The 21635-nt window shown below is 33.1% G+C and carries 14 protein-coding genes; 13 read left to right on the top strand and 1 reads right to left on the bottom strand.

The window, feature by feature from the left end; translation table 11 throughout:
* Positions 1-9: 9 nt before the first annotated feature.
* The 13 genes from KI686_RS05215 (at position 10) to KI686_RS05155 (ending at position 20245) form a co-directional block, all read left to right on the top strand.
* On the top strand, positions 10-1590 hold the full coding sequence (locus KI686_RS05215; protein ID WP_237588207.1) for a sulfatase family protein: 1581 nt from the start codon (positions 10-12) through the stop codon (positions 1588-1590).
* 29 nt (positions 1591-1619) lie between these two features.
* Positions 1620-4001, top strand: coding sequence for a PDZ domain-containing protein (locus KI686_RS05210; protein WP_237588206.1), 2382 nt, complete (start codon positions 1620-1622; stop codon positions 3999-4001).
* Between the two features lie 70 nt (positions 4002-4071).
* Positions 4072-4992 carry a family 43 glycosylhydrolase gene (locus tag KI686_RS05205; protein ID WP_237588205.1) on the top strand — a complete coding sequence of 307 codons (921 nt, stop codon included), beginning with the start codon at positions 4072-4074 and terminating at the stop codon, positions 4990-4992.
* Between the two features lie 62 nt (positions 4993-5054).
* Positions 5055-6344 carry a DUF6786 family protein gene (locus KI686_RS05200; RefSeq protein ID WP_237588204.1) on the top strand — a complete coding sequence of 430 codons (1290 nt, stop codon included), beginning with the start codon at positions 5055-5057 and terminating at the stop codon, positions 6342-6344.
* A gap of 1 nt (position 6345) precedes the next feature.
* Entirely contained in the window at positions 6346-7938 is a 1593-nt protein-coding gene (locus KI686_RS05195) for an alpha-L-fucosidase (RefSeq protein WP_237588203.1), read from the top strand.
* On the top strand, positions 7925-9469 hold the full coding sequence (locus KI686_RS05190; RefSeq protein ID WP_262913969.1) for an arylsulfatase: 1545 nt from the start codon (positions 7925-7927) through the stop codon (positions 9467-9469). The genes KI686_RS05195 and KI686_RS05190 overlap by 14 nt, the downstream gene beginning before the upstream one ends.
* A gap of 80 nt (positions 9470-9549) precedes the next feature.
* Positions 9550-11043 carry a sulfatase gene (locus tag KI686_RS05185; RefSeq protein WP_237588201.1) on the top strand — a complete coding sequence of 498 codons (1494 nt, stop codon included), beginning with the start codon at positions 9550-9552 and terminating at the stop codon, positions 11041-11043.
* 10 nt (positions 11044-11053) lie between these two features.
* On the top strand, positions 11054-12625 hold the full coding sequence (locus tag KI686_RS05180) for a glycoside hydrolase family protein (RefSeq protein ID WP_237588200.1): 1572 nt from the start codon (positions 11054-11056) through the stop codon (positions 12623-12625).
* 114 nt (positions 12626-12739) lie between these two features.
* Positions 12740-14374 carry a sulfatase gene (locus KI686_RS05175; RefSeq protein ID WP_237588199.1) on the top strand — a complete coding sequence of 545 codons (1635 nt, stop codon included), beginning with the start codon at positions 12740-12742 and terminating at the stop codon, positions 14372-14374.
* Positions 14375-14382: 8 nt separating this feature from the next.
* Positions 14383-15840, top strand: a complete 1458-nt coding sequence (locus KI686_RS05170; protein WP_237588198.1) for an alpha/beta hydrolase fold domain-containing protein — start codon at positions 14383-14385, stop codon at positions 15838-15840.
* A gap of 18 nt (positions 15841-15858) precedes the next feature.
* Entirely contained in the window at positions 15859-17277 is a 1419-nt protein-coding gene (locus KI686_RS05165; protein ID WP_237588197.1) for a sulfatase-like hydrolase/transferase, read from the top strand.
* Positions 17278-17281: 4 nt separating this feature from the next.
* Positions 17282-18718 (top strand): sulfatase, encoded by a 1437-nt coding sequence (locus KI686_RS05160; RefSeq protein WP_237588196.1) that lies wholly within the window; start codon positions 17282-17284, stop codon positions 18716-18718.
* 3 nt (positions 18719-18721) lie between these two features.
* Positions 18722-20245, top strand: coding sequence for a glycoside hydrolase (locus KI686_RS05155; RefSeq protein ID WP_237588195.1), 1524 nt, complete (start codon positions 18722-18724; stop codon positions 20243-20245).
* A gap of 95 nt (positions 20246-20340) precedes the next feature.
* On the opposite strand, the gene KI686_RS05150 is transcribed toward KI686_RS05155, so the two are convergent.
* Entirely contained in the window at positions 20341-21288 is a 948-nt protein-coding gene (locus KI686_RS05150) for a LamG-like jellyroll fold domain-containing protein (RefSeq protein ID WP_237588194.1), read from the bottom strand.
* Between the last annotated feature and the right edge of the window lie 347 nt (positions 21289-21635).

Below are 21635 nucleotides of genomic sequence, written 5' to 3'. Positions count from 1 at the left end.
TCGAAAACCATGAAAATAAAATTAGGAATATCACTAACAATAAGTGTTTGTTTATTTTTTATAAGTAGCATTATAAACATTCAAGCTCAAGAAAAACCAAACGTCGTTTATATTTTGGTAGACGATTTAGGTTATGGCGATTTAGGTTGCTATGGCGCTACCAAAGTAAAAACACCTAATATTGATAAACTGGCCAACGAAGGAAAAATGTTTACCGATGCACACTCGGCTTCTGCAGTGTGTACACCGTCTCGTTATGCTTTATTAACAGGGCAATATCCTGTTCGTGGTAATAATGGAAAAGGCATTTGGGGACCCGCTGCAGTACCATCGGAATTGTTAATCGACACAGAACAAATTACCATTGCAGATGTATTTAAAAATAGTGGTTATGCTACGGCAGCTTTAGGAAAATGGCATTTAGGATTTAAAAAAGGAAAAAATGATTGGCAAGAACCTTTAAGTCCAGGGCCAAATGATTTAGGTTTCGATTATTATTATGGAGTGCCATTAGTAAATAGTGCGCCACCTTATGTGTATGTTGAAAATACTAATGTGGTTGGAAGTGATCCAAAAGATCCGTTGGTTTTTGTAGGTAGAGGAAAAGACAAAGAAGTTACTCCAATAACACCAATTCCGCCAGAAGCATCTCAAAGAACACAAAATATGTTTAATGGTGCTGTTGAAGCTCATAAATTGTACAATGATTATACCGTAGGCGAAGTGTTGGCTGGTAAAGCTGTTGATTGGATTACGGAAAAAACAACAGGCAATAAACAAAATCCCTTCTTTTTATATTTTGCTACTACACACATTCACCATCCTTTTACACCGGGGACTAATTTTCAAGGAAAGAGTGATGCTGAGCTTTATGGAGATTTTATTCAGGAACTAGATTGGATGGTAGGTCAAGTAACTTCTACCTTAGAAAAACAAGGTGTTGCAGACAATACTTTAATCATCTTAACGAGCGATAACGGCGCCATGTTAAATTTAGGAGGTCGAAACGCTGTAAAAGCAGGACATAAAATTAATGGAGATTTATTAGGTTTTAAATTTGGTGTTTGGGAAGGCGGACACAGAATTCCATTTATAGCCAAATGGCCAGGTAAAATTGCACCAGGAACCGTTTCTGACCAATTAATTTGTAATGTAGATATGTTGGCTACGTTTATGGCTGTTACAGGGCAAAATCCGAACAGTTTAGAGAATTCAGATAGTATAAATGTATTACCTGCATTTATCGATAACCCTAGTGAACCTATTCGAAACGAGTTACTTCTTGCACCGCATAAGTCTACACATTTATCGCTTCGTAAAGGAAAGTGGATGTACATTCCTGCTAAAGGGAGTGGTGGATTTCATGGATCCAAACCAAATCATCACGCATGGGGTGGAGCACCAGCAGTAAATTTTGTAGGAGGAAAAAATAGCGAAATGGAAAACGGCAAGCTGAAAGAAACTGCTCAAGTTGCTCAGTTGTACAATTTAGAAAAAGATAAATATCAAACCATCAATGTGTACAATCAATTTCCTGAAGTAGTGAAAGAAATGGAAAGCATTTTAGATACGTATAGACCTAAAGAATAGTGAATAAATAGTATAAACATCAATTAAAAATGAGTACATATTTAAAAAGTATTTATAGATTTTTATTAATTGCATGTATAAGCAGCCTTCAAGCTCAAGATATTTACGTGAGCCCCAAGGGTTCGGATAGTAATATTGGAGATAAAGAACATCCTTTGGCAACTTTTAGCGCAGCTCAAAAAAAGGCAAAAAATTATGCAGGTAAGCAAACCATCACAATCAATTTTACAGATGGTTTGTATTATCTTCCTGAAACCATTGTGTTCTCTGCTGAAGATTCTGGTTCAGAAAAACATCCTATCGTTTACCGTGCTCAAAATGAAGGAGGCGCTATTTTAAGTGGTGGAGCTGCGTTGGATTTGAAATGGGAGTTTTATAGTGATGGAATTTTTATGGCAAAAACGCCTAAAGATTTAAAAATAGATCAGGTGTTTATTAATGGCGAAAATCAAAGAATGGCGCGTTACCCTAATTACGATGCCGCTAAAAAAGCAGAACCTTACCAAGGCTATGCAGCAGATGCATTTTCAAGCGAACGTGTTGCGCAATGGGAAAACCCTGAAGGTGGTTATATTCATGCCATGCATCGTGCCAGATGGGGAGGGTATCATTATCGCATCACTGGAAAAGAAGGAGGCGAATTAAAATATGAAGGTGGTTGGCAAAACAACCGTCAAATGGGGATGCATAAAGAATACCGCATGGTAGAAAATATTTTTGAAGAATTAGATGCCGAAGAAGAATGGTACCATAATGCTAAAAATAATACCCTTTATTACAAACCTAAATCTGGTTTAGATTTAAACAAAGCAAAAGTTGAGGTGGTGCGCTTAAGACATTTGATTGAATTTAAAGGCACTGAAAAAAATCCTGTAAAGAACATCACCTTACAAGGTTTTGTAGTTCGCCATGCGGCTAGAACTTTTATGGATTCCAAAGAACCTTTATTACGTTCCGATTGGGCAATTTATCGCGGAGGCGCTTTCTTTTTAACAGGCACAGAAGCGATTAAAATTTTAGACACAGAGTTCGATCAAGTAGGAGGGAATGCCATTTTTGTAAACAATTACAATCGTAATACTTTAATCAAAGGATGTCATATTCATGATACCGGAGCAAGTGGTGTTTGTTTTGTTGGAGACCCAAATGCGGTTAGAGATCCATTGTTTGAATATCACGAAACCAACGACTTGTCAAAAATAGATCGTACTCCAGGACCTAAAACAAACAATTATCCTGCAAAAGCTGTGGTAGAAGATTGTTTAATTCATGGTATTGGTCGTACAGAACGTCAGCCAGCAGGCGTACAAATTTCTATGGCGCAATTTATTACCGTACGCGATGTTTCTATTTACGATTGTGCCCGTGCAGGTATTAATATTAGTGAAGGAACTTGGGGAGGTCATTTAATAGAAGGGTGTGATGTTTTTGATACTGTTTTAGAAACCCACGATCATGGATCGTTCAATTCTTGGGGACGGGATCGTTTTTGGCATAAAGACCGTCAGCTTTCACAAAAATTTATAGATAAAGAACCTAATTTACCTTATTTAGATGCTGTAGAAACCACCACTATCCGAAATAGCAGATGGCGTTGTGACCATGGATGGGATATTGATTTAGATGATGGATCTAGCAATTATGATATTTATAATAATGTCATGCTGAATCATGGTTTAAAATTACGCGAAGGCTTCCGTCGCCATGCGTGGAACAATATTACCGTAAATAATGGTTTTCATCCTCATGTTTGGTATAATGGGAGCAAAGATCAAGTGTATAGCAATATCTTTATGTCTGCCCACAAACCTGCACGCATGAAAGAGCCATATGTAAATGAAACCAGTGTAGATCGTAATTTTTACGTAGCTGATAAAGCTCAAGTGATGAAAATTTCCAATACTTTAGGTTGGGATCAAAATTCAACGTTTGGAGATCCTATGTTTATTAATCCAGATAAAGGTGATTTTAGAGTAAAAGAAAATTCGCCAGCTTTAAAAATAGGCTTCAAAAATTTTCCTATGGATCAATTTGGTGTAAAAAAGCCATCTTTAAAAGCCATTGCGCGTACTCCAGAAATGCCAACTTTAATATCATCTAAAGAGAAGAATGAAAGTGAAGTTGATAAAAGCATAACATGGCAAGGCGCTACCTTTAGCAATTTATCGGGTGAAGAATTTTCAGTTTTTGGAGTGAGTAAAGAAGAAGGAGGCGTTGTGCTTTCAGCTATATTAAATACAAGTCCTTTGGTAAAAGGAGGTCTTTTAGAAGGCGATTTAATTCAAGCTGTAAACGGAGTAAAAACGACTAACGTAACTCAATTTAATCAAGTAACTAAAAAGCTAAAAGGAAAAGTAAATTTAAAAGTAGTTCGCAATCAGCAGGTAAAGCAAATCAAACTAAAAATATAGGAATGCTATGATGCAAAAGGTAAAAACGTTTAGTGGCATTTTAAGATTTATATTTTCAATTTTCTTATTGGTGACTTTTAAAATCGAAGCTCAAAAAATAGAAAATGTTACGGTAACTTATTCTGCAGTTACAGGCATTGGAGAAGAAGAAGGTGTAATGCGTAGAGACCCAAGTGATGTAATTAAAGTGAATGATTTGTATTACGTTTGGTATTCCAAAGGACCAATAAAAACAGGGTATGATGCTACGGTTTGGTATGCAACTTCTCCCGACGGACATCATTGGACCGAGAAAGGGATGGCTTTAGCAAAAGGAAAACCAGGTTCTTGGGAAGCGGGTAGTGTTTTTACGCCCAATATTATGGTTGCAGAAGGAAAGTATTGGCTTTTTTATACAGGAACATCAAAAAATTACGGAAAAGGATTTAATCCAGATTCCAAAATTGGAATAGCTGTTTCTAATTCTCCTGATGGACCTTGGGAACGATTGTCCACAAATCCAATTTTAACAAATAGTAATCATTCACAAGATTTTGATAGTCATTTGATTGATGATGCTTGTTTGATTGCGAGAAATAATCAATATTGGTTGTACTATAAAGGAAGAAAATTAGGGGAAAGTCCGCATTACACAAAAATGGGAGTAGCCATTGCAAATAAACCCGAAGGCCCTTATGTAAAATATAAAGGGAATCCTGTGATAAATGGAGGACATGCTGTTTTAGCGTGGCCAAAAGGAAAGGGAGTAGCAGCTATAATAGGTAAAACAGGTCCCGATGAATTGATACGGGCGGTATTGTATTCCGATGATGGTTTTCATTTTAAAAAAACGCATCATGTTGAAAATGGGCCAGATGCAGGAGGTGCTTATAGATCCAATAATTTTTTAGATGCTGGAGATGTAGCACCTATTAATTGGGGTGTTGAAATTGAAAGTACCGATACTTCTTTGCCGTTTTTACATCGTTATGATTTAAATTGGGGCAACTAACTGACATTAATTTAAAAACAACTAAACCAAAATAATAAGATATTAAACAAATAATGTTATTGATGAAAAAAACAAAAATACTATCCGCTCGAAAAATTGGGTTTTTAATACTGTTGGCAGGAATACTGTTTTCATGTAACCAAAAAAAGAAATCAAAAGCAAATCAAGATAAGGCGGTTGACCTTCTTGTAGAGCAGCAGGTTACGGGTTCTTATAATGATGATGTGAGTTTTATGAAAAATTACATCGAATTGATTGAACTTAGCGATGCTAGCAATCAATCTAAAGTAGCAGTTTCGGCTGCATTGCAAGGTCGCGTTATGACGAGTTCTGCCGATGGAAAATCTGGTAGAAGTTATGGTTGGATTAATCGTGAGTTGTTTGAGTCCGAAGAGATTCAAGAACACATCAACGTTTACGGAGGAGAAGAACGTTTTTGGTTAGGGCCAGAAGGCGGTCAATACTCTATCTTTTTTGAAAAAGGTGCTGAGTTTACCTTGGATGATTGGTACACGCCTAAATTGATAGATTTAGAGCCTTTTGAGGTGAAAACTGTATCGGCAACTTCGGCTACGTTTACCAAAAAAGCAGCTTTAAAAAATTATTCAGGGTTCCAATTCGATATGGAAATAGAAAGAGAAGTTTCTATCCTTTCTAAAGATGATATTCAAAAGCAATTAAATCTTTCAGAATTATCTAATCAATTAAAAACTGTAGCGTATCAAACGAAAAATACACTTACTAATATCGGCACAAAAGATTGGAAAAAAGACAGCGGTTTATTGTCTATTTGGTTATTAGGCATGTTTAATCACTCGCCAAATACCACTATTGTAATTCCTTATGTTCAAGGAGATGATGCTGCGTTAGGAAAGGTAGTAAACGACACCTATTTTGGAAAAGTTCCCGCAGATAGATTGGTGGTAAAAGAAAATGTCATTTTTTTTAAAGGCGATGGAGAATACCGCAGTAAAATAGGTTTAACTCCAATGAGAGCAAAAGATATCGCAGGTTCTTACGATTCAGCAAACGGAATTTTAACTATTGTAAAATACAACAAGCCTAAAAATGTTACAGATTACGTAAACTCGATGTGGGAAATTCAAGAAGAACCTTTTAGTGGAGATGTTATTAATGCTTATAACGATGGTGCACCAGAACCTGGAGCTAAACCTTTAGGGCCTTTTTATGAGTTAGAAACCTCTTCTCCTGCACTGGCATTAAAACCTGGTGAAAGCGGTACACATATTCAAACTACTTATCATATAGAAGGTGATGAAACAACATTAAATCCTTTGGTAAAAGAACTTTTTGGAGTATCAATTAATGACATAAAAACAGCTTTTAATTAATATGAAAACTAAATTTTTATTCTTTATAGCAATAATGTTTTTAATATTGCTGGCTTGTAAATCTGAAGTAAAGAAAGAAGAAATTGTTCAATTACCGTATGATGGTAGCTGGGAATCTCTTCAGAAAATGCCAGTGCCCAATTGGTTTAACGATGGTAAAATAGGAATCTTTATCCATTGGGGACCTTATAGTGTTATTGGTCACCGTAAAGGAGGAAGAGGTTATGCAGAGCATACGCCAAAATTGATTTATAAAGATTCATCCTACTACTATCCTTATTTAAGAGAACATTGGGGAGCAGCACCACCAGAATTTGGTTATAAAGACATCATTCCAGAGTTTAAAGCAGAAAAATGGAATCCAGAGGAATGGGCAGAATTGTTTGCTGAGGTTGGAGCAAAATATGTAGTGTTAACAGCTGAGCATCATGATGGTTGGGCCAATTGGGATTCCGATTTAACACCTTGGAATGCCATGGATAAAGGGCCTAAACGAGATTTGGTAGGCGATTTAGGAAAAGCGGTTAAAGCCCAAGGATTAAAATACGCGCCGTCGTATCATAGAGAACGTCATACCAGTTTTTTTACCAAACAACAATATAAAGTACATGCCAAAGCTCAAGATGATATTTTAGAAGAAATTAAAAGAAATCCTGAAGCGGAATCGTTATACGGACCTTTTGGTTTTAGCAAAGAGGCTGTTGATGAATATGTGGCACGATGGAAAGAAATCCAAGATAAATATCAACCTGACTTTTTATGGATTGATGACATTCCAATTTTTACAAGAGATGGAAATAATACACAAGTAGAGCCTAAAGTATTTAAGCCAGAAATTCAATACTATTACGACCAATGTAGATTGATGATTACGGATTTTATGAACAATGGAGCTCAAAATAATCAAGAGGTTTATGTGAATAACAAAGGGAAAAACAGAAACTGGCCAGATGGTATTGGTTGTTTGGAAAAGGATAACTTAAAGTTAAAAGTAATTGGTCCTAAATGGCAGAGCTGTACTACGTTTGGAACCTCGTTTGGATATTTAAAAAATGATAAATACAAAACGGTTGAAAGTGTTATTCATGAAATGGTAGAAGTGATAAGCCGTAATGGAAATTTCCTAATTAATATAGGACCAAAGGCCAATGGTACTATTGTTCCAGAGCAAGAAGTACGATTAAGAGCTATGGGAAAATGGTTGGCTACCAACGGAGCTGCTATTTACGGAACCCGTTATTGGAAAGAAAATCATCAGAAAAAAGGAAACTTAGCTTTTACCACCAAAGGAACAAAATTGTATGCCATTGCTTTAGATAAGCCTTTGGCTCCAATTTTAATAGAAGCCACCAAAGGTTGGACAAATAAGGATGTAAAATCGGTAAAGCTTTTAGGAGCAGGTGACAAGGTTTCTTGGGATGTAACCGCTAATGGTTTAGAAATCATTCCGCCATCAGATTTAGGAAAAAGCGAATATGCTTGGTCTTTTGAGATAGAAACAAACACCAATCAGCATACACCAAATGCGATTCAAAACGATGCAAGTAAAGCACTAGAAGGAACTAAAAAAGTAGATTTAGATGGTAACCATTAAAAAAGTTTTGCAATTTGTTATTTGCTGTTGGGTGATAACTTCTTTTGCTCAAGAAAAAAGTCCCAACATTATTTTTATCATGACAGATGATCAAGGATACCCAGTAGTGGGTGCACATGGACATCCTTGGATAAAAACGCCAGAATTAGATAAAATGCACGATCAGTCTATTCGTTTCGATCGTTTTATGATGGGTTCTACCTGTGCACCAAGTCGTGCAGGTATTATGACTGGGGTACATTCTATAAAAAATGGAGTTACGCATACCATATTCGAAAGAGAACGACTTAATTTAGAAGCTACAACCATATCAGAAGTTTTAAAACCTGCAGGTTATACGTCTGGGTATTTTGGAAAATGGCACTTAGGAGATGAAGAGCCATACCAACCTGAAAATCGTGGATTTGATGAAACATTTATTCATGGTGCAGGAGGAATTGGGCAAGCTTATCCAGGATCTTGTGCAGATGTTCCTGGCAATACTTATTTTGATCCTGTATTTAAACATAATGGAACATTTGTAAAAGCTAAAGGTTATACTACAGATATATTGTTTAAGTCAACTTTAGGATGGATTCAATCAGTAAAAGATTCCGACCAACCATTTTTTGCTTATTTATCAACCAATGCGCCACATAGTCCATTTGTGGCACCACCCAAATATCAAAAACATTTTGAAGATTTAGGTTTTGAGAAAAAAACTGCAGGTTTTTACGGAATGGTAGAACATATAGATGATTGTATGGGACAGTTGTTTGATCAGTTAGAAGACTGGGGGTTGATGGAAAACACCATTATTATTTTTACCTCAGATAATGGTATGACTACAGCCGGATGTGGATTAAGAGGTCATGCCGGACGTCCTCAGGCACAACTTGGTATTGATAAAAATGGAGAGCCCATGATGTCTTATAATGCAGGAATGAAAGGTTTAAAAAGTACGGTACACGAAGGTGGTGTTCGTGTACCATTCTTTGTTCGTTGGAAAGGAATGATAAAAGAGGGACGTACAGTAAATACAGTTGCCAGTTATTTAGATATTTTACCAACATTAGCAGATTTTGCCGATGCTAAGCTTCCAGAAACGAATGCATTTGAAGGTAGAAGCTTAAAACCTTTAATTTTTGAGAAAAATCCACAATGGAAAGACCGTTTTCTTTTTCAGCATGTAACACGTTGGAAACACAAAGCAAATCCTGACGATTTTAAATGGGGGAAATATTCTGTACGTAACCAGCGGTTTAGATTAGTACAAGGTGTGTTATACGATATGGAAAACGATCCAGAACAATATGTAGATGTAACAGCAGAACACCCAGAACTTGTGGCGTTAATGAAGAATGCTTACGAAAAATTTTGGGATGAAGCTCGTCCGTTAATGATTAATGAGGATGTGCCATTAGCAGCTGAAAAACCCTTTCATGTTGATTATAATACACAAAAAGAAAGTATAGGTATTCCTAACTGGAAAGCACCTAATATTAAATGGAAGGAATCGTATAAAGGAGGCCCTACAGGTCTTGAAAAATAAATTTCTATGACTTTGAGGGTTATATTTTCGGTCTTTTTGAAAAGTAATAAAGTTTATAAAAGAAATTAAAGTAGATTTAGATGGATAACATTAAAAAAGTAATACAAATTTGTATTTCCTTTTGGATTTTTACTAGTTGCGCCCAAGAAAAAAAGCCAAACATCATTTTTATTATGGCCGACGATTTGGGTTGGCAAGATGTAGGATTTATGGGAAGCCAATGGTTTGAAACGCCAAATTTAGATGCTTTAGCTAAAGAAAGTCTTGTGTTTACAGATGCTTACATGTACCCAACTTGTTCGCCTTCTAGAACAGCTTTGTTAACAGGAAAGCAGTCTTTTAGAACGGGTGTTTACAATGTGCCCGTATTAGAAAAAGGAGATGCAGAACACAACATTTTTTCACGTTGGACAGTAGGTTTAGAACACACCATGTATGCACAACCACTTAAAGAAGCTGGTTATGCATCCATACATTTAGGAAAATGGCATGTGGTAGGTCCAAATCCAAAGGAAGAGACAAATTACCCGTATAAAAAGCCTTTAAAACAACCTGCTAACGGAAGTCTAGATTGGTTACAAGAACATCAATCCGCAGAAATTCAACAATACTACCCTATTGGAAAAGGTTTTGATGAAAATGTTGGAGGTACGTGGTGGGGCGACCCTGCGCGTGGCTATGAAAAAGGGTATAAAGCAGCGAGCGGTGGTTACAAAGCACCGTTTAAAAATCCGTTTATAAAAGATAAAAAAGAAGATGAATGGTTAACCGATAGATTAACAGATGATGCTATTGATTTTATCAAAAGAAATAAAAACAAAGCCTTTTTCGTGAATTTACATTACTATGCACCACATCGGCCAACGGTACCAAGAAACAACGAGCAATATCAAAAGTTTTTAAACAAAACACCAGATGCTGTTACAGGACAAGGAGAAAAACGATTGGAAGAAATTGCTGGTTACGCTACGATGATTGCTTCTATTGATGAAAACGTAAAACGTATTTTCGATTATTTAGATGAGCAAGGTTTACGAGAAAATACCATTGTAATATTTACATCAGACAACGGATTTAACGGTTTGCAAAGTAATACAAATAGTTTAAGAGGAGCTAAAGGAACTATTTACGAAGGAGGCATTCGTGTACCTGCTTTTGTAAACTGGAAAGGTAAAGTAAAGGCTGGAATTTCAGAAACGCCTATTTTTGGAATGGATTATTTTCCAACATTTCTGGACTTAGCAAACATAAAAGATTACAACGGCGTGTTAGATGGAACTTCTATTGTTCCGTTGTTAAATAACGATTCCTTTAAAGAAAGAGCTTTGTTTTGGCATTTGGCAAGCACTTATAAAAATCCTCCTTGTTCTATTGTTAGAAAAGGCGATTGGAAACTCATTCAGTTTTTAAACGATGGAAAAGTGGAGTTGTATAATTTGAAAGATGATTTAAAAGAAACTGAAAATTTAGTTTCATTAAAAAAAGAAGTCACAAAAGAGTTGTTGTCAGAATTAACGTCTTGGAGAAAAGAGCATCATGTACCCTTACCACCAGCTTCGGTTTTAGAATTTTAATAATAATGACATGAAAACAAGATTAATACATTTATTAGAAATAGGACTGTTTACAATAATACTCTCCTGTAAAGATAAGGAACAAGAACAGGGTTCTACAGATTGGATAATAGATTCACAACAAGATTGGCAAATAAATATTTTAGAACAAAGTAATCTTGTTATTAAAGATGGAAAATTAGAACCGACTTTAAAAAGCGCTAATTTTAAAACTATTTTTAAGAAATTTAAGAAGAAGAAATCTATAAAGAACATTACGTTTTCGCAATCATCAGAATGGCTTAATTGGCAACCAGTAAAAAATGTTGGTCCTTCCAATCTGACAGATGCACCCGTAGCTATCCAAATGGGAGAAGGAAATTATTGGATGTTTGGTAGATATACAAAAAATAAAAAACAAGCTAATTTTAAAGCGATAGATACCATTTTTTCAGAGTTTAATATGCCGTTAAAAACAACACCCTTTAAAAATCAATTTGATGCACCAGGAGGATTAAAACCAAGTTTGGGTGGTTATCATGCGTGGCAAAGTAAGGATATGGTAAATTGGGTGCATCATGGGCCAGTTTCGGAAAATTTTTCAAAATGGGTAACTACAGCAGAATATGTAGATGGAAAACTGTATTTATATTACGATTTTCCAAATGATCAAGACCCACATCTTTATATTGATGATGATTTAACAGACGGTGTTCCAGGAAAAAATATGGGAATGGTATTTAACGATGTTACACACGGTTCTGATTGTGCCGTAATTCGCGATTTAGAAGGGAATTTTCATTTAATAGTTGAAGATTGGTCGCCTATAAATGCATCTACTCATGCCTGGGATTCGCCTTTGGCTGTTCACGCTGTAAGTAAAACTGGTATCGGAAATTTTGAAGTTTTAAATCCGCCAATAGATCAAAGAACTAAACCTACAGGTAAATTTTCAGAATATGTACATCCTCATTGGCATGCAGAAGCACCAGAGCGCTTTCCGGCAAAAGTGGCAACAGAAGATGTGCCACAGCACCGTGTAAAAAAAGGAGATAAAAAAGCTTATGCAACATACCAAGTACACGAACCAGAACAAAATGCTTATGGAGATTGGGCATCTATTTCTATTGGAGGTCAATATTATTTATTTGCAGATTTCGATCCTGCTGGTGGTCATGGAAGAAAAGATATGAGTGTAGCTTGGTTTACTTCAAACGATATTAATAAACCGTTTACATTTTGTGGAAATATTGGTCAAGGGCATCCAGATCCTGATATCATGTTTGCCGAAGGAAAGTTTTATTTGGTGACACAAATGAATACCGATTACGTAAGCAATGGACCATGGGTAGAAACAGTAGAAGTAAGAGTAGGTGTTGATATTAATAACGATGGAAAAATAAACGAATGGAGTGATTGGCATGTAGTAAAGGAACAATATAATTCTATAAAAGGTTTTGCTAAACAGATTGAAAGAATTCCTGCTACAGCAAACTTTTTAGGATTGCCAGAAGGATATGCATTTCAATTTGAAGTTAAAATATCTGATTCAAATGAAAATAAATCAAAACCAATTATAGATAGAATTGTACTTAAGTTTTAAATAAAAAAATACAATTATTATATTATTAAAGATATATAAAAACCTATCTCTGTTAAAAGGTTTGCATTCGCAAAATAATTAAAGAATATATTATTGATTAAATATAAATTAAAAATGAAAAAAAACACTAAAATAAGCCCAGTATTTCCTATTATATTTTTATTGGTTTTTAGTCTGTTTGGTTGTAAAACTAAATCAGAAAAGGTAAAACACTCAGCAGTTAAAAATCCAATAAAACCAAATGTGCTATTTATTTTGGTAGATGATTTAGGATATGCAGATTTAAGTGTAATGGGAAGTAAATACTATGAAACACCAAATATTGATAAAATTGCAAAATCAGGATCTGTTTTTACAAATGGGTATGCAGCTTGTACAGTATGTAGCCCTTCAAGAGCAAGTTTGTTAACAGGTCAATCTCCTGCAAGACATGGTATTACTCAGTTTGAAGGAAGGAATTTAAGTGGGCAAGCTTGGAAAACAAAAAAAAGATATACAAAATTATTGCCACCAGAATTTAATGAGCATTTAGACCCTAATACTTTAACTTTAGCAGAAGCTTTTAAGGAAGAAGGATATGCTACTTTTTTTGCAGGAAAATGGCATTTAGGAAGCAAAGAGCAAAAATCATTACCTACAGATCATGGTTTTGATGTAAATATTGGCGGGTTTCAATCAGGAAGCCCAAGTGGAGGATATTTTTCGCCTTATAAAAACCCAAATTTACCAAATTTACCAGAAGAAAAAGGGCAAAATTTGTCAATGAAACTAGCTAAAGAGACAAGTAATTTTATCACTAAAAATAAAGATAAACATTTTTTAGCCTACCTTTCTTTTTATGCGGTTCATGGGCCAATACAAACTACTAAAGAAAAATGGGCAAAGTATAGAAACAAAGCAGAAAAAATGGGAATTCATGAAAATGGATTTGAAATGGAACGTGTTTTACCAGCCAGAAAATACCAAGATAATCCTGTTTATGCAGGTTTAATAGAACAAGTAGATGATGCTGTTGGATCTGTATTAAAAACTCTAAAAGATTTAGGGTTAGATAAAAATACGATTATAGTTTTTACTTCAGATAACGGAGGTGTTACTTCTGGTGATAATTTTTCTACAAACCAATTGAGTTTAAGAGGAGGTAAAGGATACCAATGGGAAGGAGGTATTAGAATTCCATATTTTATTGATGTTCCTTGGATAAAACAAAATGGAGGTAATATTAATGTTCCTGTATCTGGTACAGATTTATTTCCAACATTGTTAGATTTATCAGGCTTGTCTCTTAAACCAGAAAACCATAAAGACGGAGTTAGTTTAAAACCCCTTTTAGAAGGAGAAAAAATTGATGAAAGACCACTTTATTGGCATTATCCTCATTATGGAAATCAAGGAGGAGAACCAAGTTCTATTATAAGAAAAGGAAAATGGAAATTAATTTATTACTGGGAAGATTTACATTCTGAATTGTACAATTTAGAAACTGATTTAAAAGAAACCAATAATGTTGCAGAAAATAACCCAAAAATTGCCAATCAAATGAAAACACAATTGTTAACCTGGTTAAAATCTATGGGTACACATTATGCTACAGAAGATCCTTTATGGGATAAAGAAGCTAGACAAAAATGGTTAGAAAACCAAAAGACTAAAAGGTTGCCTAGTTTAGAAAAAGAACGTAAAGAAATGCTTTCTCCAGATTGGCAACCAAATAAAGATTGGTGGGGAAGTGAAGTTGAAACTAAATAAATTATAAAATGAAATCAAAAAAAAAGGTAATTGTTTTCTTGCTATTTATATGCTCGGTGTTTACTATGGCTGCACAAAATATAAAACCAGATAAGAAAATTTTATTTAAAGTAATTGATGGAGATAGTTTGTATTTGCATGTGTTTCAGCCCAAAATAGCTAAAAAACCAACTGCGGCAATTGTTTTCTTTTTTGGAGGTGGTTGGGTAGGAGGAAACCCGAAACAGTTTTACCAACAAAGTGAATATTTTGCTTCTAGAGGGATATTGGCAATATCTGCGGAATATAGAGTAAACAATGTGCATGGAACAACTCCTTTTGAGTGTGTAGAAGATGGTAAATCTGCTATACGTTGGGTTAGAGAACACGCAAAAGAATTAAACATTAATCCTAATAAAATAATTGCAGGCGGTGGCTCTGCTGGTGGCCATGTAGCTTTATCTACATCAATAATTAATGGTTTTGAAAATACTAAAGAAAATTTAGCCATAAGTTCTGTTCCTAATGCAGTTGTTGCTTATAACCCTGTTTCAGACACTACAAAAAAAGGTTATGGATCTGAGAAAGTAGTTGGTAGAGAAACAGAAATTTCACCAGTACATCAACTTAAAAAAGGATTGCCACCAATGTTAATATTTCATGGAACAAAAGACAAAACGGTACCTTTTGAAAATGCAAAACGGTTTAATAGAATTGCAAATGAATTAGAAAATGACTGTAAATTAGTAGCTATAGAAAATGTTGGTCATGGTTTTTTTAATGGTGATTTTTTTAGAAAAGGAGGTGGAAATAAATACTTTAATTTAACGATGTATGATACCGATATTTTTTTAAAAAAGTTAGGGTATCTTAAAGGGAAACCAACACTTTCTAGAGAATTAATAAAAATTGCTTGTGTAGGAGATGGTAATACTAAAACACAATTTTTACAAGGCTTCTTAGGTGAAAAACATCAAGTTAAAAATTTTGAAAAAGAAGGTGCAACTTTAATTGATGGTACAAATTTTCCGTATGCTAAAATAGATGAGTATAAGAAGTCTATAAAATTTAATTCAGATATTATTTTAATTATGTTTGGTGCAAATGAAGCACATCCAAAGTGGTTTTTAGATAGCAATCGTTCTACTAAGTTTACAGATTCTGTTAGGGATGAATTTAAAGCAGAATATATAAAATTGATAAAAAGTTATAAGCAGAAAAATAAAAATGCTCAGATTTATGTGTTAACTCCTTTGCTTATTTCAGAGAATAAAAATCCTCAAAAAGAATTTATAAAAGAATATAATAACGCACTTAATAGTTGGGTAATTCCTGTTGTAAAAGAAATTGTAGAAGAACAAGGTATTAAATTAATAGATACTAATCAATTAATAAATAAGAGTTTTAAATACACTAAAGATGGTGTGCATCTTACTAAAAAAGGATATAAAGTTTTAGCAAAAAAAATAAAACAAGAAATACATTAAAATTTTAAAATATTAAAAATGAGAAATTTATATGTTATTTTGTTTTGTGCAATTTTAGTGTCATGTAAAACTGCAAAAACTAACCAAAAAGAAAATAAGCCAAACATTATTGTAATATTAATTGACGATGCTGGTTACGCAGATTTTGGTTTTATGGGAAGTAAAGATTTAGAAACCCCGAATATCGATAAACTAGCTAAAAGCGGAGTTGTATTTACAGATGCACATGTAAGTGCAACGGTTTGCTCACCAAGTAGAGCGGGTTTATTAACAGGTAAATATCAACAACGATTTGGTTTTGAAGCAAACGGAACAGGTTATGGAGATTCTGGTGAAATAGGGCTTTCGGACGATGTAACTACCATGGCAGATGTTTTTAAAAAGAATGGCTATAAAACCATAGCATTGGGTAAATGGCATTTAGGAAAAGACGAATCTGATCATCCAAATAAAAGAGGTTTTGATGAGTTTTATGGTTTTGAAACTGGTAGCAGATCTTATTTTCCGATACAAAATCCTAGAAAAGGAAAAATGCTGCAACATAATGGTAAGCGTGTAGTTTTTGATGGTTATTTAACCGATGTCTTGGGTAATCAATCAGTAAAATATATCGAAGAAAATAAAGAAAATCCTTTTTTTATGTATCTCGCCTACAATGCAGTGCATACACCAATGGAAGCTAAAAAAAAGGATTTAGAAAAATTTAAAAACCATCCAAGGCAATATTTAGCAGCCATGACTTGGTCTTTAGATGAAAATATTGGTAAACTTCAAAATAAATTGCAAGAATTGGGTATTGCCGATAATACTCTAATTTATTTTTTGAGTGATAATGGCGGAGCTGCAAATAATACTTCATCTGGTGGATCTTTAAAAGGATGGAAAGGAAATAAATTTGAAGGCGGACACAGAGTACCTTTTGTGGTAAGTTGGCCTTCTCAAATTAAAGGAAATCAAATTTTTAATGGACTTTCTTCTTCCTTAGATATTTTTAAAACTTCTATTGCTGCGGCAAAAATTAGAGAAGATAACAACTTGGTTTTAGATGGAGTAAACCTTTTGCCATTTTTAAAAGGTGATAAAAAAGGCAATCCACATAATAAATTGTTTTGGAGAAAATTAGAAGAAGCTGCAGCAAGAGTTGGGGATTATAAATTGATTCGTTTAAAAAACTATGGGTCGGTTTTATACAATTTAAAAGAAGATTTAGGAGAAACTACCAATCTAAAAGAAAAGAATATTGATGAATATCAATTGTTACAAAATGAGCTAAAATCTTGGGAGACTAAAATGATTGAACCTCTTTGGCAAGAAGAAGAAGATTGGATGCAAGTAACGCATCATATCCATAAAAGATTGATGGAAAATAAAGAAATATTATATTCTAATCCTAATAAAATGAAAAGAGTTTTAAAAGAAGATAAAAATAAAAACTAGAAATATGTTTAAAATTAAGTGTTTTTATGTGTTGTTTTTGATTGTTTTATCATCTTGTAAAGCTCAGAATTTAAATCAATTAAAAAATAAACCAAATATTATTTACATAAATGTAGATGATTTAGGTTGGATGGATACAGCGACATACGGAAGTATTTTTTTTGAAACACCTAACATTGATAGGTTAGCAAAAAGTGGTTTAAAATTTACAAAAGGTTATGCTTCTGCAGCAAATTGTGCACCAAGTAGAGCTTGCTTAATTAGTGGCCAAAATACACCAAGACACGGTATATATACCGTTAGTAATTCTGATAGAGGACATGAAAAAACAAGAAAAATAATCCCTATAAAAAACACAGAGATTCTAGCCGATGAAAATGTAACCATTGCAGAAATGCTACAAAAAGAAGGATATGTAACAGGAACGTTTGGTAAATGGCATTTAGGCGAAGATGCAAAAACACAAGGTTTTGATGTAAATATTGGTGGGAGTTATAATGGAAATCCTGGTAAGAACGGATATTTTAGTCCTTATAATATCAAAAATATAAAAGATACATTACAAGGAGAAAACCTAACAGATCGGTTAACTCAAGAAGCCATATCATTTATAAAAGTTAATAAAGCCAAACCTTTTTTTGTGTATTTGCCATTTTACGCAGTGCATACACCTTTATCAACAACTCTTGCATTAGAAAAAAAGTATACAGAAAAAGAGGGAAATTCTTCTAAAAAGAAGGCAATTTATGCAGGAATGATAGAAACAGTGGATAGAAATGTTGGCTTAATCTTAAAAGAAATAAAAGATTTAGATTTAAAAAATACATTAATTATTTTTACTTCAGATAATGGAGGAATTAGAGATATTTCTCATCAAGATCCGTTACGCGCAGGAAAAGGTTCTTATTACGAAGGAGGTATAAGAGTGCCTTATATTATATCTTGGCAAGGAGTTGTAAAACCAAATACAGTTTCTAAAACACCAATAACTAATTTAGATTTTTATCCAACATTTATGGATATTTTAAAAGTAAAAATGCCAGGGAAAATATTAGACGGTACATCTATTTTACCGATTTTAAAAGGTGAAAAAATTAAAGAAAGAAGTCTGTATTATCATTTCCCAATTTATTTACAAGCATATAATGCAAAAACAGATCAAGCTAGAGACCCGTTTTTTAGAACAAGACCAGGTTCTGTAATTATTGATGGAGATTGGAAATTACATCAGTATTTTGAGAATAATGAAATTGAACTGTATAATCTAAAATCAGATCTTGGAGAACGTAAGAATTTAGTGACAATACATCCTAAAAAAGCATCAGAATTATTAAATAAGTTAACTATTTGGAGAGAAGAAGTTAATGCACCAATTCCAACAGAATTAAATCCAGAATATGATGCCTATTTTATTCCGAATAAATTCAAAACAAAAAAATAAGAAATGAAAAATCTAGCGGTTCTTATACTTTTACTTTTTAATCAGTTATTGTGTTCACAAAATAAAATAGCAGAAATAAATGTAAAAGTTTATCCTAATGTAGAGTTTCAAACTATACATAATTTTGGAGCATCAGATGCTTGGTCTACTCAATTTGTGGGAAAATGGCCTTTAAATAAAAAAGAAGCTATAGCCGATTTACTATTTAGTACAGAAAAAAATATTGATGGAACTCTTAAAGGAATTGGCTTATCTGCATGGAGATTTAATATTGGAGCGGGTAGTGCAGAACAAAAAGATAAAAGTAATATTAAAGATGTTTGGCGAAGGGCAGAAGGATTTTTAAATGATAAGGGTACTTATAATTGGAACAGGCAATTGGGGCAACAATGGTTTTTAAAAGCAGCAAAACAAAGAGGCGTTAATTGTTTTATTGGCTTTGTAAATAGTCCTCCTGTGCAATTTACAAAGAATAACAAAGCTTTTTCTTCAGATGGATTGTCTACAAATTTAAAAAGAAGTAATTATGTAAATTATGCTTTATTTTTAAAGAATGTAGTCAATCATTTTAAAGATAGTTTAGATATCAACTTTAATTATATTAGTCCGTTTAATGAACCACAATGGGATTGGAAAAATGGAAAACAAGAAGGTTCTCCTTGGAATAATGATGAGTTATTCATAGCTACAAAAACAATAGATTCTGTGTTTACTTTGTATAATATAAATAGCAAGTTAGAAATTTCAGAAGCAGGTCAAATAGATTATTTAACGTCTGTAAAAAAAGGAAAGGAAAATAGAAGTAATCAAATTGAGGCTTTTTTTAATGATAAGAGCAATATTTATATAGGTAATTTAGAAACTGTGGCTCCTAAATTTGCTGGTCATAGTTATTTTACAACTTGGAATATTTCTAAATTAAAAAGAGAAAGAGAAGAAGTTAAACAAAAATTAGCAAAATATCCGAACTTAGAATATTGGATGACAGAATATTGTATTTTAGAAAATAATAAGGAGATAAAAGGCAAAGGAAAGGGATTAAAAATGAAAACCGCTTTATATGTAGCTAGATTAATACATGCAGATTTTACCATTGCAAATGCAAGTGCGTGGCATTGGTGGTTGGCAATGTCTCCTTATAATTATAAAGATGGATTGATTTATCACGATAAAGATAAAGTAGATGGCAACTTCGAGGTTTCAAAATTATTGTGGGGTTTAGGTAATTTTTCTAGATTTATAAGACCAGAGGCTAAACGAATTAAAATAAATTTTAAAGGTAAAAATTCTATTAAAAATTTAGAAAAAGGCGTTTTAATTTCTGGGTATAAAAACAAAGATAACTCTATAGTAATTGTAGTAGTTAATCAAAAAGAAGAGGCAGTTAAGCTAAATTTTAATAGTTTAATAAAAGAAGTATACGTTACTAATAAAGATTTAGATTTAAAATTTTTAAAAACTAATGTTGATAAAAGTACTATTGAAATATCATCTAAATCTATCAATACTCTAATTCTTAACAAGTAAAAAGGCATTTACAAATAGGTTCTACTATTTACATAAAAAACAAGGCCAAATTTAATTCAACCTTGCTTTTATAAAAGTATATAGTAGTACAAATATTATTTTTTTACAATCTTAATTTTAGAAATTGATACACCATTTGTATTTTTACAATCAACAATGTAAATCCCTTTATTAAAGGTATCAAAATTGATGCTTTTATTTATAACTTTTAAAGTTGCTACCTTAGCTCCCAAAATGTTGTATACATCTACAGAATTTATATCTGAAGAAGTAAAATTTAAAACGTCACTTACTGGGTTTGGATACGTTGCAAAGGTTTTTGCTACAAATTTTTCATTAGATAATATAGGAGTGTTATATAGAGTAGATATTTGAGTTGCTGTAAGAGCGTCACTATAGATTTGTATATCATCAATAGCACCGTTAAAACCTCTTGATTGTGGAGGTGTATTATTGTTATAATCATTTCCAATTCTTAAAGGTGTTGCAGTCGTGTTTACATCTGTCCAAGTATTTTCTCCAACTAAATCTCCATTTAAGTACAATGTTACTTTACCATCAGAACTATTGTAAGTAACTGCTATATGGTTCCAAGTTCCTGCAGTAAAAGCTCCTGCACTCATACCAGAACCTTGTATTTCTATTCTTATTTTATCTCCAGACCTACCAAAAGTCCATTTCTTTTTGCTAGCCCCTTCTCCAAGACCAACTACACCAACTGTAGCAGAAGTTGCATCTGTATTAATCCAAGCGGCCATGGTTCTACTATCATTTCCAGAGATTGAAAAATTAGTGGCGGTTTCTAAATAATCTGGTCCAGAAAAACCAGTAACAGCTGTATTTTCTGTACCATCTTTACCTGATACATAAGAAAGAGTTCCTGCAAAATCAGCAGATTGATTTAAATTCCAATTTCCAGTTTCATCATTTAATGTATTATCAAAAGTGTAGTGAGCAATTAATGTTTGAGCTCTAGTGTAACTTGTTACAGTAAAAATAGATGCTACAAAAAGTGCAGCTTTTAATAGAGTAATTTTTTTCATCTGTTTAATTGTTTTTTTATTTATGAAAATAAAATTACTAAAGTTATTGATTATAAGGGAGATGATAATGTCTCATAATAGTGGTTTAAATGTTGAAAATATGCTTTAAAATTTGGATAAATATTATTTTTTTGTCTTTTATAGATTTTAATTGTTGTTATATAACTAAATTAATTTACAATGTTGATAGTTGTGTTAGTTTGATACAAGAGCTATTAAATAGCCTTTTTTGATCGATTTTTATCCCTAAGAATCAAATCGGTATTTCTATTTTTACGATAAATAATTCAATATTTACTATGTGTTTTAAACCAAACATTTTAAAATTTATCATCATTTTATTTTTT

Source organism: Polaribacter sargassicola (assembly GCF_021991835.1).
Taxonomy (GTDB): Bacteria; Bacteroidota; Bacteroidia; order Flavobacteriales; family Flavobacteriaceae; genus Polaribacter; species Polaribacter sargassicola.
The sequence above is the reverse complement of the archived record's forward strand: the minus strand, read 5'-3'. Positions and strand labels throughout refer to the sequence as shown.

What these genes read in the sequence shown, in the direction of transcription:
- KI686_RS05215 (WP_237588207.1), top strand. Translation starts at nt 10, where the DNA reads ATGAAAATAAAATTAGGAATATCACTAACAATAAGTGTTTGTTTATTT.
- KI686_RS05210 (WP_237588206.1), top strand. Translation starts at nt 1,620, where the DNA reads ATGAGTACATATTTAAAAAGTATTTATAGATTTTTATTAATTGCATGT.
- KI686_RS05200 (WP_237588204.1), top strand. Translation starts at nt 5,055, where the DNA reads ATGAAAAAAACAAAAATACTATCCGCTCGAAAAATTGGGTTTTTAATA.
- KI686_RS05195 (WP_237588203.1), top strand. Translation starts at nt 6,346, where the DNA reads ATGAAAACTAAATTTTTATTCTTTATAGCAATAATGTTTTTAATATTG.
- KI686_RS05190 (WP_262913969.1), top strand. Translation starts at nt 7,925, where the DNA reads ATGGTAACCATTAAAAAAGTTTTGCAATTTGTTATTTGCTGTTGGGTG.
- KI686_RS05185 (WP_237588201.1), top strand. Translation starts at nt 9,550, where the DNA reads ATGGATAACATTAAAAAAGTAATACAAATTTGTATTTCCTTTTGGATT.
- KI686_RS05180 (WP_237588200.1), top strand. Translation starts at nt 11,054, where the DNA reads ATGAAAACAAGATTAATACATTTATTAGAAATAGGACTGTTTACAATA.
- KI686_RS05175 (WP_237588199.1), top strand. Translation starts at nt 12,740, where the DNA reads ATGAAAAAAAACACTAAAATAAGCCCAGTATTTCCTATTATATTTTTA.
- KI686_RS05170 (WP_237588198.1), top strand. Translation starts at nt 14,383, where the DNA reads ATGAAATCAAAAAAAAAGGTAATTGTTTTCTTGCTATTTATATGCTCG.
- KI686_RS05165 (WP_237588197.1), top strand. Translation starts at nt 15,859, where the DNA reads ATGAGAAATTTATATGTTATTTTGTTTTGTGCAATTTTAGTGTCATGT.
- KI686_RS05160 (WP_237588196.1), top strand. Translation starts at nt 17,282, where the DNA reads ATGTTTAAAATTAAGTGTTTTTATGTGTTGTTTTTGATTGTTTTATCA.
- KI686_RS05155 (WP_237588195.1), top strand. Translation starts at nt 18,722, where the DNA reads ATGAAAAATCTAGCGGTTCTTATACTTTTACTTTTTAATCAGTTATTG.
- KI686_RS05150 (WP_237588194.1), bottom strand. Translation starts at nt 21,288, where the DNA reads ATGAAAAAAATTACTCTATTAAAAGCTGCACTTTTTGTAGCATCTATT.